Annotated in this window: 8 protein-coding genes; 6 read left to right on the top strand and 2 right to left on the bottom strand. The window is 71.1% G+C overall.

Annotation, left to right across the window (positions count from 1 at the left end; translation table 11 throughout):
* Positions 1 to 187 precede the first annotated feature (187 nt).
* Positions 188 to 2,122: a Na+/H+ antiporter NhaA gene (locus tag AB0B94_RS05625; RefSeq protein WP_357268656.1), complete on the top strand. Its 1,935-nt coding sequence runs from the start codon at positions 188 to 190 to the stop codon at positions 2,120 to 2,122.
* Positions 2,123 to 2,689: 567 nt separating this feature from the next.
* Here AB0B94_RS05625 and AB0B94_RS05620 read toward each other — a convergent pair.
* Complete coding sequence (locus AB0B94_RS05620; protein WP_357268653.1) at positions 2,690 to 4,090, bottom strand: MFS transporter; 1,401 nt, start codon at positions 4,088 to 4,090, stop codon at positions 2,690 to 2,692.
* 112 nt (positions 4,091 to 4,202) lie between these two features.
* Here AB0B94_RS05620 and AB0B94_RS05615 point away from each other — a divergent pair, with 112 nt between their 5' ends.
* Both AB0B94_RS05615 and AB0B94_RS05610 read left to right on the top strand, forming a co-directional pair.
* A complete protein-coding gene (locus AB0B94_RS05615) occupies positions 4,203 to 4,769 on the top strand; it encodes a helix-turn-helix domain-containing protein (protein WP_357268650.1) in 567 nt (188 codons plus the stop codon).
* 161 nt (positions 4,770 to 4,930) lie between these two features.
* Positions 4,931 to 8,959 (top strand): discoidin domain-containing protein, encoded by a 4,029-nt coding sequence (locus AB0B94_RS05610; RefSeq protein ID WP_357268647.1) that lies wholly within the window; start codon positions 4,931 to 4,933, stop codon positions 8,957 to 8,959.
* Between the two features lie 65 nt (positions 8,960 to 9,024).
* On the opposite strand, the gene AB0B94_RS05605 is transcribed toward AB0B94_RS05610, so the two are convergent.
* Positions 9,025 to 9,720: an NAD(P)H-binding protein gene (locus AB0B94_RS05605; RefSeq protein ID WP_357268644.1), complete on the bottom strand. Its 696-nt coding sequence runs from the start codon at positions 9,718 to 9,720 to the stop codon at positions 9,025 to 9,027.
* Between the two features lie 65 nt (positions 9,721 to 9,785).
* Between AB0B94_RS05605 and AB0B94_RS05600 the strand changes: the two genes are divergently transcribed.
* From AB0B94_RS05600 to AB0B94_RS05590, 3 genes are all read left to right on the top strand, one after another.
* Positions 9,786 to 10,367 carry a TetR family transcriptional regulator gene (locus tag AB0B94_RS05600; RefSeq protein WP_357268641.1) on the top strand — a complete coding sequence of 194 codons (582 nt, stop codon included), beginning with the start codon at positions 9,786 to 9,788 and terminating at the stop codon, positions 10,365 to 10,367.
* 150 nt (positions 10,368 to 10,517) lie between these two features.
* On the top strand, positions 10,518 to 11,729 hold the full coding sequence (locus AB0B94_RS05595) for an MFS transporter (RefSeq protein WP_357268638.1): 1,212 nt from the start codon (positions 10,518 to 10,520) through the stop codon (positions 11,727 to 11,729).
* A gap of 117 nt (positions 11,730 to 11,846) precedes the next feature.
* A complete protein-coding gene (locus AB0B94_RS05590; RefSeq protein ID WP_357268635.1) occupies positions 11,847 to 13,523 on the top strand; it encodes an ABC transporter substrate-binding protein in 1,677 nt (558 codons plus the stop codon).
* Positions 13,524 to 13,528 lie beyond the last annotated feature (5 nt).

The raw sequence follows: 13,528 nt of genomic DNA, 5'->3' as shown, positions 1-13,528 counted from the left end.
ACCACCGCCGGCGGCAACCGGCGCGACATCACCGGCACGCTACCAACCGGTCGCCCTGCGTGCATGCCCACGGGGGGAACGCCAAGGACCTTGCACCAGGTGCAGCGAAGCGGCCACAGGAGTGTCGTCTTCGCCGAGGAGTCTCAATCCGAACCACGTGACGGTCAGGTCGACGAAGATTGTCCCCGTGACGAGCGACAACACGCCCCGGGGCTGGACCAGCCGGACCGTCTGGGACAGGCGGTTCAACGCCCCGCTGCGCTCGTTCCTGCGTACCGAGACCGGCGGCGCGCGGGTGGTGCTGATCGCCGCTGTGGCGGCTCTCGTCTGGGCGAACCTCAGCGCATCGTCGTACGAGTCGGTCTGGAACACCTCCTTGTCGGTCCGGCTCGGCGACTGGCAGGTGGAGCATGACGGGCGTACCTGGATCAACAGCGGCCTGATGACGTTCTTCTTCCTGGTCGCGGGGCTGGAGTTGCGCCGCGAGTTCGACATCGGTGAGCTGCGGGAGCGGCGTCGCCTGGCGTTGCCGATGCTGGCCGGGGTCGGCGGCATGCTGGTGCCGATCGCGATCTACCTCGCCATCAACGCCGGGCACACCACGGCGGCGGGCTGGGGCGCGGTGATGGCCACCGACACGGCGCTCGCGCTTGGCGCGCTGGCCGTATTCGGGCCACGCTTCTCGGAACGGCTGCGGGGTTTCCTGCTGACCGTCTCCGTCGTCGACGATGTGGTGGCGATCGCGGTGCTGGCCATCGCGTACCCGCATCACCCCTCGCTGACGGCGCTGATCGTCGCGGCGGCGATCTTCGGCGTCGTACTGCTCGTCCGGGGCTGCGGGGTGCGGTTCGGCCCGGTCTACGCGCTGCTCGGGGTGGCGGCCTGGCTCGCCGTCTCGATGTCCGGTGTCGACCCGGTCGCGGTGGGCCTGGTGATGGGGTTGCTGAGCTACGCCTACGCTCCCGGCCGAGGCGACCTGCAGCGGGCCAGCGACCAGTTTCGCCTCTTCCGGGAACAACCCACCCCGCAACTCGCCCGGATGGCCCGGGCGGGCCTCACTTCGGCGCTGTCGCCGAACGAACGGTTGCAGACGCTCTACCACCCGTGGGCGAGCTACGTGGTGGTGCCACTCTTCGCGCTGGCCAACGTCGGCATCGTGATCGACGGCGACCTGCTGGCCAGGGCCGTGACCTCTCCGGTCACGCTCGGGGTCGTGGTCGCGTACGTCGTCGGCAAGCCGGCCGGGATCGTGGCCACCGCGTGGTTGGTGACCCGGCTCAGCGGCAACCGGTTCCGGCCGCCAGTGGGTTGGGTTGCCGTCGTGGGCGTCGGCACGATCTCCGGCATCGGGTTCACCGTCGCGCTCCTGATCGCCACCCATGCCCTGAGCGGCCCTGCCCTCGACGAGGCGAAGTTCGGCATCCTCGTGGCGACGCTCGGCGCGTCACTCGTCACCTGGCTGGTGTTCCGCTCCGTCGGACGGCTCTCGCCGGCGCGGCGGACCCGCGCGCTGTTGGGCGTCACCGAGGGGATCGTCGACCTGATGCTGCCGGTCGACGGGGATCGCGACCACATGCGGGGGTCGCTTGAGGCGCCGGTGACTGTGGTCGAGTACGGCGACTTCGAGTGCCCCTACTGCGGGCAGGCCGAGCCGGTGGTCCGGGAGCTGCTGGCGGACTTCGCCAACGTCCGCTACGTCTGGCGGCACCTGCCGCTCACCGATGTTCACCCGCATGCCCAACTCGCCGCCGAGGCGGCCGAGGCGGCGGGGGAGCAGGGCGCGTTCTGGGAGATGCACGACCTGCTGCTCGCCCACCAGGACGCGCTCAACCCCACCGACGTGCTCGGTTACGCCGAACAGCTCGGCCTGAACCTGGACGGGTTCCGGGAGCACATGGTGAAGCGGATGGGCGTGGACCGGATCGCCGAGGACGTCGACTCCGCCGACCTCAGCGGCGTCACCGGCACCCCGACCTTCTTCATCAACGGCCGGCGGCACCACGGCGCGTACGACATCACCGCGCTCTCGGCGGCGGTGAAGTCGGCGTTCGCGAGCGCGAAGCTCCGCCCCGAGTACCACCCTCGGGACCCCGGCCGCCGCGAGACCGGGCCGGCGAGCTGACCACGCGGTCCGTGCGGTCGTCACCGGGCCAGGTGGTCGCCGGGCGCCGCGGCACCTCCCGGCCGTCGGCGGTGCCGTCACGATCACGGGTACGGGTGGACGCCTCGCTCACCCTCCGGCAGTCACGGCTCGCCGGATCAACGCGATCCGCCGCCGTGCCCTCCGATCCGCCCCGGCGTCGCGGGGTGCGGGAGTGTTGGTCGGCTCCTTTGGAGCTGAATCGTTTGCGACATCACCGACGGGCGGCGCTGCCGACTGCGGGTTTGCAGCCGGGAGGCGGAAGCGGCGGGCATTCGGTCTGATTCGTTTGCGGCATCAGCTCCAAAGGCAGCGCACCAGCCCTACAGCCCCGCAGCCCCGCCCCGCAGCCCAGCCCGGCAGCCCCGCCCGGCAGCCCAGCCCGGCAGCCCAGCCCGGCAGCCCAGCCCGGCAGCCCTGCCCGGCAGCCCTGCCCGGCAGCCCTGCCCGGCAGCCCCGCCCCACAGCCCAGCCCGGCAGCCCGGGGCCGGGCAGCCCTGGGCCCCGCAGCCCGCGCCACAGCCCGCGCGGCCCAGGCGCTGCGGGCGGTCAGGTGACCGGGAGGGCGGCCGGCCGGTTGGCGCGGCGGCCCGCGACGGCCACGACGACCGCGAGGGCCAGGGCGATCAGGAAGAAGACGTCCGCGCCGGTGAAGGCCGCGTGGAAGCCCGCCGTCGGGTCGGTGGCGGAGCTGGCACGGGTGTACGCGATGGTGAGGATCGCGATGCCGAGTGAGCCACCGAGTTGGTGGGCGACGTTGACGAGGCCGGACGCGGCACCGGCGTCGTGCGGTTCGACTCCGGCGACGCCGCCCTGGGTCATCAGGATGATGGCGAGGCCCTGGCCGATTCCGATCACCAGCAGGGGCAGCAGCACGTCCGGGAAGTAGCTGGAGCCGGTCGAGATCCGCGACAGCCACGCCATGCCGACCAGCGCGACAACGAGGGACGCCACCAGCAGGACAGGCCGGCCGAGCCGGTTCTGCAGGGGCCGGATGGCGTACACCATGGCGAAGAACATGCCGGTGATGGGCACGTACGCGAAGCCGGTCTGGAGGGCGCTGAGGTGCAGGACCTCCTGGAGGTACTGGCTGAGGAAGTAGAAGGTGGAGAAGGTCGCGCCGACGATGAGGATCCGCCCGGCGTACGCCCCGGAGCGCTCCAGGCTGCGGAAGAGTCGCAGTGGGGTGATCGGCTGCGCTGCCCGGTGTTCGATCAGCGCGAAGGCGCTCAGGAGGATGGCGCCGAGGCCCAACGGGACAACGGTGCCCGGTGCGCTCCAACCGGCCGCGGCGGCCTGGATGAAGCCGTACACCAGGGCGGTCATGCCGCCAGTGGAGGTCAGCGCCCCGCCGAGGTCGAACGTGCCGGCGCGGCGTTCGGTCTCGACCAGGAACCGTGGGGCGAGCAGCGCGATGGCGATGCCGATCGGAACGTTGACGAGCATTCCCCAGCGCCAGGAGAGCAGGTCGGTGAAGACGCCGCCGATGACGATGCCGACGCTGCCGCCGGCGCCGATGACCGCGCTGTAAAGGGCGATCACCCTGGCTCGGGCCCCTGGTTGGGGGTGGTCGGCGACCAGCAGCGCGAGCGTGGAGGGCACCGCGAACGCGGCGGCCAGACCCTGCACGACGCGGGCGGTGATCAGCCAGCTGCCGCTCTGGGCGAGGCCGGCGGCGAGGGACGCCGCGGTGAACACCGTGATCCCGGCGAGGAAGACGCGGCGGCGGCCGAGCAGGTCACCGGCTCGGGCGCCGAGCAGGAGCAGGCCGCCGAACGCCAGAACGTAGGCGTTCTGCACCCAGGAGAGCCCGGACTGGGAGAAGCCGAACTGCCGCTGCACGTGCGGCAACGCGGTCGTGATGATCGAGGTGTCCAGCGTCATCATCAGCTGCGAGCCGAGGATGAGCGCCAGGGCGATCCCGCGTCGGGAAGCGGGAGTCGGGGACATGGTCCGCCTTCTTTCGGGCTAGACTGATAGGAGACCTCCGAATAAATGGAGGCGCACTATCACTCTAGTGATAGTCGGCCTCCGGTTGCTAGCGCTGGGAGACATCGGCATCGTGACGGCCCTCACCCACCTGCGCGTGGCCCGCCCGCACCGGGCCGACGCCGCCCGCAACTACGACGCGATCCTGGAGGCTGCCCGGGTCGCCTTCGCCGAGCAGGGCGCGCAGGCTCCGCTGGAGGAGATCGCCCGCCGGGCCGGAGTGGGCATCGCGACGCTCTACCGCAACTTCCCGACCCGGGAGGTGCTGATCGAGAACGTCTACGTCACCGAGGTCGAGGCGGTGTGTGCGACCGCCGGGGAGGCCGAGGGGCTCGCCCCCCGCGACGGCCTGTACGCGTGGCTGCGGCGCTTCGTGGAGTACATCGGGGCGAAACAACCCCTGGCCGCCGGCCTGAACCGGGAGTCCACCGCCTACCTGGAGTGTCGGCGGGCGCTCTACGCCGCCGGTGGGCCGCTGCTGGATCGGGCCCAGCGGGCCGGCGAGGTGCGCGCCGACGTGACGATCGACGACGTCATGCGCCTGGCCAGCGCCATCGCCTCCGGGCACTTCCCCCGCGCCGACCAGCGCGATCACGTGCTCACTGTCGCCCTGGACGGGCTGAGTGCGCGGCCGGAGTGACGACTCCCGCGCGTCGATGTCCGAAGTGGAACAGTCGCGGAACGTGTTCAGGGAATCACGATGGACTCGGGACCTTGACTCTCGGGAAACATCGGGCCACCATCTGACAACGTTGTCACAGACCCCCGCCATCTGACAACGTTGTCATCTCTGGAGGCAAGATGTCCGAGCCATCGCCGATCTCACGGCGTACCTTCCTCTCCGCCAGCGCGACGCTGCTGGCGTCGGTAGGGGTGACCGCGGCCCTCCCGGACGCCCTCGCGTTCGCCGCCGATCCGGCACCGACCGCCACCGCCACCGACCTTGCCCGGTACCGCCCGGTGACGGTCTCCTCGACCGACTACGCGCCGACGCCGGCCACCTTCGCCGTGGACGGCCTGCCGCAGGTCGGCGTCCGGGGGAGCGGATGGCGCGCCGCCAACGGCGATCCACAGTGGATCTCGGTGGACCTCCAGGCGCTGTGCCGGATCGAGGCCGTCTCCCTGGTCTTCGAGGCGACCCTCACCGACGGGCCGTTCGACGGCAACTACACCGACACCGACGGTGACGAGATCCTCTCCAGCGCCGCCACGGCGTACCGGATCGAGGTCTCCACCGACGGCAGTGCCTGGCGGTCGGTGTACGAGACCAGCGACGGCCAGGGCGGCACGCAGACCATCAAGCTTCCCGAGCCGGTCACCGCCCGGTGGATCCGGATGACCGCCACGAAGCGCTCGAACAGCAACCCGGTGGGCCTCAACGGCTTCCAGGTCTACGGCGTACCCCTGGCGGGCCGGCCGAAGGCCGAGGGCTGGACCAGTTGGGAAGGTGGCAACACCGGCCCGGCCCCCGAGCTGAGGGTCGCCGCCGACGGCACGGTGCCGCTGGAGTCGGGCTGGTCGTTGACGATGGACGACTTCGCCGGCACCGCCGACGGCGCCGAACTCTCCCGGGCCGGCGTCGACGTCCGGTCCTGGCTGCCGGCGACGGTGCCCGGCACCGTGCTGGGCACCCTGGTCGAGCAGGGCCACCTGCCCGACCCGGTGGCCGGCTTCAACAACATGCGCATCCCGGAGGCGCTGTCCCGGCACACCTGGTGGTACCGGCGCGCGCTGCGGCTGCCGCGCGACCTGGACACCTCGGCCGGTCGACGGATCTGGCTGGAGTTCGACGGGATCAACCACGAGGCGACCGCCTGGGTCAACGGCGTGCAGGTCGGCAACGTCAAGCACCCGTTCGCGCGGGCTGCCTTCGACATCACCGACGCGTTGGCCGGTCACCGTGGCGAGCACGTCCTCGCCGTCCGGGTCACCCCGATGCCGCACCCGGGCACCCCCGGCGACAAGGGCCCCGACGGTCGTACCTTCCTCCAGTCGGCCCACCACTACCTTGACGCACCGACCTACCTGGCGGTGTCCGGGTGGGACTGGATGCCGGCCGTCCGTGACCGGGTCACCGGCCTCTGGGACCACGTCCGCCTGCGCAGCACCGGCGCCGTGGTCATCGGCGACCCGCACGTGCAGACCACGCTGCCCGACCTGCCCGGCACCGACACCGCCGAGGTCACCATCCGGGTGCCGGTCCGCAACGCGGCGGCCAGCGCCACCACTGTCACCGTCCGCGCGGAGTTCGACAAGGTACGCGTCGAGTCCACAGTGACAGTCCCCGCCGGCGGAAGCACCACAGTCACCTTCACACCGGAGCGCTTCCGCGCGCTGCGGCTGCGCAACCCCCGGCTCTGGTGGCCCAACGGCTACGGCGACCCCCACCTGTACGACCTCACGCTCACCGCCACCGTGAAGCGCTCGGTCAGCGACCGGCGCGCGCTGCGCTTCGGTGTCCGCGAGTTCGCCTACGACTGGCACCAGCCGATCGTCATCTCGCCGCCCGGAAAGCCCCCGCTGGAGTTCGTCGACGGCGCGGCCACCCAGAGCGTCACGTTCGACCGGCAGCACGCCCAGCACGTGCGCATCCAGGCCGGCCAGCGCGCCACCGGTTGGGGAATCTCGATGTTCTCGCTGTCGGTGGCCGACGGCGCCGGCCCGGATCTCGCCCTGCGCCGCGACGCCAGCGCGTCGTCCTCGGAGAACGACGGCAACGGGCCCGGCAAGGCCGTGGACGGCGACGCGACGACCCGCTGGGCCTCGCAGACCGAGGACAACCAGTGGATCCAGGTCGACCTCGGCGCGGCTGTCGACTTCGACCGGGTCACCATCGTGTGGGAGCAGGCGTACGCGCTGGACTACCGCGTCCAGGTCTCCGCCGACGGGGACGCCTGGACCGACGTGACGTCGGTCAGCAACGACACCCCGCTGGGCAGCCGCGCCACCCAGGTCGAGACGTTCGCCAGCCAGACCGCCCAGCACCTGCGCATCCAGACCGGCGCGCGGGTGACCTCGTGGGGCGTGTCCATGTGGGCGCTCTCCGTGCAGCGGCAGGCCGAGCCGGACCTCGACCTGGCCCTGGGCCGGACGGCCACCGCGTCGTCGTCCGACAGCGACTCGAACGGCCCGGACCGGGCCGTCGACGGCAACCCCCGCACCCGCTGGTCGTCGACGTTCGAGGACAACCAGTGGATCCAGGTGGACCTCGGCGCTCCGGTCAGCTTCGACCAGGTCAGCATCGTCTGGGAGCAGGCGTACGCCCGCGACTTCGTCATCCAGGTCTCGAACGACGGGCAGCGGTGGACCGACGTGAAGTCGGTCAGCAATGCCGTCACCCAACTCAAGATCAGCGTGAACGGTGTGCCGGTGCTCGCCCGGGGCGGCAACTGGGGCTGGGACGAGCTGCTGCGTCGGGTGCTGCCCGACCGACTGGCCGACACCGTCGAGATGCACCGTGACATGAACTTCACGATGATCCGCAACTGGCTCGGCAGCAGCAACCGCGAGGAGCTGTACCAGGCCTGCGACGAGCAGGGCATCCTGGTGTGGAACGACTTCTGGCAGGCGGGCGCGTTCCTGCCCAACCCGCCCGGCTACGTCGACATCGCCGCCGACACGATCCGGCGGTTCCGCCACCACCCGAGCATCGTGGTGTGGTGTGGCGCGAACGAGGGTGACCCGCCGCCGATCGTGGACGCCGGGCTCAAGCAGGCAGCGGCCACCGAGCACCCGGAGATCCTCTACATCCCCAACTCGGCCGGCGGCATCGTCAGCGGCCACGGCCCGTACCACTGGGTGGAGCCGGCGACGTACAACAACAGGAACACCTACGACACTGGCGCGTTCGGTTTCCACACCGAGATCGGCATGCCGGTGGTGTCGGTGGTCGAGAGCATGCGCAACCTCGTGGGTGACGCGCCGCAGTGGCCGATCGGTGAGGTGTGGAACTACCACGACTGGTCGACCATCGGTAACCAGCGTGTCGGCACGTACCAGGCGGCGATCGACGCGCGGCTCGGTGAGTCCGCGTCGCTCGACGAGTTCGCCACCCGGGCGCAGTTCGTCAACTACGAGAGCCACCGCGCGATGTTCGAGGCGTGGAACGCGAACCTGTGGCAGGACGCCACCGGTCTGCTGCTGTGGATGTCGCACCCGGCGTGGCACAGCACGGTCTGGCAGACCTACGACTACGACCTCGACGTGAACGGCGCCTACTACGGCGCCCGCAAGGGGTGCGAGCCGGTGCACGTCCAGGCCGACCCGGGCACCTGGCAGGTTCGGGTGGTCAACCACACCGCCGCGCCGCTCAGCGGGGTCACCGTGAGCGCCCGACGCCACGACCTGAGCGGCAGGTCGTTGGGTTCGCCCCAGCGGCAGCGGGTGGACGTGGCCCGCTCGGCCACCACGGCGGCCTTTGCGCTCGCCGCGCCGGACGGCGGCGGGCTGCACCTGGTGCGACTGGAGCTGCGGGACGGCCGGGACCGGCTGCTGGCGGAGAACACCTACTGGCGCTACGACAAGGCCGAGCAGTTGCGGGCGCTCAACGATGTGCCGAGCACCCGACTGTCGACGTCGTCGAGCACCGTGCGCGTCGTGGACGGGCGCAACACCGTCACCACGACGGTCCGCAACCAGGGTCGTACGGTCGCCGCCCTGGTGCGGCTCGCCGTGCGCGACCAGCGCGGTGAGCGGGTCCTGCCGGCCCGCTACGACGACAACTACTTCTGGCTGCTGCCGGGGGAGAGCCGCGAGGTGCGGATCTCCTGGCCCGCCCGGTCGGGCCTCGCCCGCCAGGTCACGGTGACCGCGCAGGCGTACAACTCCTAGGAGTACGCGGTGGGAAGCGGCGCGGTGCCGGCCGCTTCCCACCGCGTCCCCACCGGCGGGGAGGGTCACTTCTTCTTCGTGACGGCTTCGCGCCAGATCAGACCGGCGATGCTCGGCCTCACCTCGGTGGTGATCACCGCCATCGCCCGCCGGACGTACCGGTCATCGGTCAGCTGCGCCACCATGCTCGCCGCCAGGTCCGCGCGCGCCGTGAACAGGCCGTCCGCGACGTCCTGCGCCACCTCGTAGCGGGTGACGGTCGGGTGGTCGAACAACCCGGACGGCCGGGTGATGGTCCAGTCCAGGTCGCTGTCGCGCACGAGGGACTCCATCCGCCGCATGTCCTCGTGCGCGGTGCGGCCTGCCCTGCGGTTGAACAGCGGGTCGAGCACGTTGTTGAAGAAGAACTCGCCGGTCGGGCGCCAGGTGGGGTCCAGCACGCTGGAGCTGACGGTGATCAGGCGCTTGATCCCGTGGCGGTGCATGGCGGCCATGATGTTCGCGTTGCCCCGGGAGTAGACGGTGATCGGCCTTCGGGTGAGGGGGACGCCCAGGCTGGACAGGACGGCGTCGCCGCCGGCCACGGCCCGGTCGACGGCGTCGGGGTCCGCGACGTCCGCGTTGACCACTGTGAGGCCGGGGCGGGGTGGTACGGCGTGCGGGCGGCGGGTGACCGCGACGACCTCGTGGCCGGCGGCCAGGGCCTGCCCGGTGATCTGACGGCCGGTGGGGCCGGTGGCGCCGAAGACGACAGTGCGCATGTGTTCGCTCCTCGCTGGGGGTTGACGGCGTTGACCGTGCCAGCGGGGGAGAGCATTATTCAACCGTGTTGAATAAAACGCGGGGTCGGCCCCGCGGCAACCCCGACACCAAGGCCCGCATCGCCGAGGCCGCCCGCGAGCTGTTCCTGAAGCACGGTTATCCGGGCACGACGGTTCGGGCCATCGCCGCCGCCGCTGGCGTCGACCCGGCGTTGATCAATTACCACTTCGGCTCCAAGCAGGGCCTCTTCAGTCAGTCACTGAACCTGCTGTGCGTCGATCCCACAGCGCTCGACCAGGCTCTGCGGGGCGACCGGGACCAACTGGCCGACCGCCTGCTCGACTCCGTCACCGGCCTGTGGGACGCCACCGGGCCGGTGCAGAGCCGGATGGCGGTGCGGGATGACGACACGATGCGCGCCCTGCGGGACTACCTGGACGGTGAGCTACGCCTCCGCGTCGCTGAATTTCTCGGCGGGCCCGACGCCACGCGACGCGCCACCGCCGCTGTCGGCGTGCTCGGTGGGCTGATCTTCACGCGCTACCTGAACCCGATCCGTTCGATCGGTGGGCTCTCACCGGTCGACGTCCGGCGGGTGTTCGGGCCGGCGCTGCGTGCAGCCCTGTCCGGCCGAGCCCTGGGCTGAGCGCGCGGCCACCTGATCTGGTCGTTTCGGGCTGTTACCGCATCTCCGCCAAGGTCGAGACCCATGCTGTACGCGGGCAGGGAGCCGCGACGGTGAGGGTGCGGGAGTCGGCGGCGCGCAGGCAGGGGTCCGATCCCGGGGAGACTGGTCATGTCCGACGCGAGCCGCGCCGGGGGCGCGACGCCTCGGTCGACGTCCGGCGCGGTGCGGGTGGCGTTCGCGTTCTGGATCACGCTCGTGGGCACCACGGTGCCGACGCCGCTCTACCCGCTCTACGAGGAGGAGTTCGGCTTCGCGTCGTTGACGGTGACAGTGGTCTACGCGCTGTACGCGCTGGGAGTGGTCGTCGGGCTGCTGGTCTTCGGTCGGCTCTCCGATCAGATCGGTCGACGCCCGGTCATCCTCATCGCGCTGCTGCTCTCGGTCGCCGCCGACGCCGTGTTCCTCGCCGCCGTGGACCTGGCGATGATCATCGTGGGTCGGATCCTCGCCGGGCTGTCGGCCGCGCTGATCATCGGCACGGCGACAGCGGCGTTGGCGGAGCTGATCGACCCTCGGCACCCGAAGCGTGCCGCCACTGTGTCGATCTTCGCGAACCTGGGCGGCCTGGCCACCGGCACCCTGCTGTCCGGGATCGTGTCGGACGTGGCACCCGAACCGCTGCGGCTGCCCTGGGTGATCGTGCTGATCCTGGCGTTGATCGCGATCGTTGCGCTGCGCGGGGTGCCGGAGACGGTCCGGGAACGTTCGCCGGTGACGGTGCGGGTGCAGCGGTTGTACGTGCCGGCGAGCATCCGCGGCGCCTTCGTCCGCTCGGCGATCACCGCTGGCGCGGGCTTCGCCGCCCTCGGGGTGCTCACGTCGGTGAGCGGGCTGTTCCTCGGCATGGTCCTGCACGAGACCTCACACACCCTGGCCGCGCTCGTGGTGTTCGTGGCGTTCACCGGCGCGGCGTTCGGTCAGCTGCTGACCCGGGTGTTGTCCTCGCGCGCCGCGCTGGCCAGCGCCTGCGTCGGTCTGGTGGTGGGAGCGGGCCTGCTGGCGTTCAGCATGTGGGTGGCGTTGCTGGCGACGCTGCTGCTCAGCGCGGCGATCATCGGGGTCGCGTCCGGGGTGGCGGTCGGCGACGGCATCGCGACGATCACGATGAAGACCGAACCGCGGCACCGGGCCGAGACGGTGTCGACGTTCTTCGCCATCCTGTTCGCCATGCTCGGTGTGCCGGCGGTCGGGGTTGGTCTGCTGATCCAGACGATCGGGCTGCGCCCGGCCGGCGAGGTCTTCAGCGCGGTGGTGGCGGTGCTCGCGCTGGTCGTCCTGCTCAGCCTGGTTCGGGGCGGCCGGACCCGGCCCGCGAGCTGATCACCGACCGGGCCTGTTCAGGGTGCCCGGGGTGCCTGGCGGGCCATTCACTGAGGTCTTGCGGCGGTCATCGTATACAACATACGCTCCCCGAATCGCCCACTCGAGGAGCTCTCCATGACGAACCTCTCCGTCCGCGACACGAACCTGCCCCGCCGCCGGGTGCTCGGGGCCGCCGTGGCGGCGGCCGCCGTCGTCTGCACGGTCGTCGCCTGCTCACCGGTGTCGAAGAACGACGGCGGCGACCCGTCCGGCGGCGACCAGGCGGCGGGCCAGGATTCCTTCGGTACGCCCGCCGACCCCGCCGCCGTGAAGCAGGGCGGCAAGCTGGTCATCGCCCTCTCCGCCGAGCCCGACGCGCTGGACCCGACGCTGTCGAGAAGCCTCTACTCCCGCTACGTCTTCCAAGCCATGTGCCAGAAGCTCTACGACGTCAACGAGCAGGCCCAGGTCGTACCGCAGCTCGCGACGGCCCTGCCCACCACGAGCGGCGACGGCCGGACGGTGACCATTCCGCTGCGGCCCGGCGTGCGCTTCGCCGACGGCACGGCGTTCGACTCGGCGGCGGTGAAGGCGACACTGCAACGCCACCTCAGCAACGAGCGGTCGGCGCGCAAGAGCGAACTCGGTCCCATCGACGGCGTCGACACCCCGGACGCGCAGACCGTCGTCCTGCGGCTGAAGCAGCCGTTCGCACCGCTGCTCGGGGCCCTCGCCGACCGGGCCGGCATGATCATGAGCGCCAAGGCGTTGCAGAGCCTCGGCGACGACTTCGCCTCGGCGCCGGTCTGCGTCGGCCCGTTCAAGTTCGCCAAGCGGGTGCCGCAGAACTCCATCGAGGTGGTGCGGGACCCCAACTACTACGACGCGAGCAAGGTGCACCTGGACGCCATCTCGTGGCGGATCCTCACCGACGCCAGCATCCGCGCCGCCAACCTGCGCTCCGGCGACGCCCAGGTCGCCGACTCCGTCTCCACCCAGGACGTCGCCTCGCTCCGGCAGGACGCGGCGCTTACCGTCCTCCAGTCGCAGTCGCTCGGCTACCAGGGCCTGACCATCAACGTCGGCAACGTCGACGGTGTCGGCACCGCCGCCAAGCCGATCAACCGACCCCTCGCCCAGAACGCCAAGGTGCGGCAGGCCTTCGAGCACGCGATCGACCGCAAGGCCCTTGTCGACGCGGTCTTCAACGGCGTGCACACCGCCGCCTGCTCGCCCATCTCACCCGCCAGCCCGTTCTCGTCGCCCGAGGCGCAGACCTGCCCGGCGCACGACCCCGCCAAGGCCAAGCAACTCCTCACCGAGGCCGGCGTGCAGACGCCGTACCCGGTCTCGATGCTCGCCTCGAACACGCCCGACACGCTGCGCCTCGCCCAGGCGTTGCAGTCCATGGTCAAGGACGGCGGGTTCGACCTGAAGATCAACCCGGTGGAGTACTCGTCGCTCCTCGACGAGCAGGACCGTGGCAACTTCGAGCTGCTGCAGCTCGGCTGGAGCGGGCGGATCGACCCGGACGCCAACATCACCAACTTCGTCGGCACCGGCGCCAGCCAGAACGTCGCCGGCTACAGCAACCCGCAGCTCGACACAGTGCTGACCCAGGCCCGGCAGGCCGGCGACGTCGAGGAGCGCAAGAAGCTGTACGGGCAGGCGGTCACGCTGCTCCAGCAGGACGACGCCCTGATCTACCTCTACCGGCAGCGCAACCTGACCGCCGTCAGCAAGCAGATCCAGGGCCTGCAGGTCTACCCGGACGGCGTGATCCGGGCGGCCTTCGCCGGCTTCGGCAAGTAGGCAGT

The sequence above is a fragment of the Micromonospora sp. NPDC048986 genome, assembly GCF_040649335.1.
Classification (GTDB): domain Bacteria; phylum Actinomycetota; class Actinomycetes; order Mycobacteriales; family Micromonosporaceae; genus Micromonospora; species Micromonospora alfalfae.
This window is presented reverse-complemented; position numbering and strand designations above follow the sequence as displayed.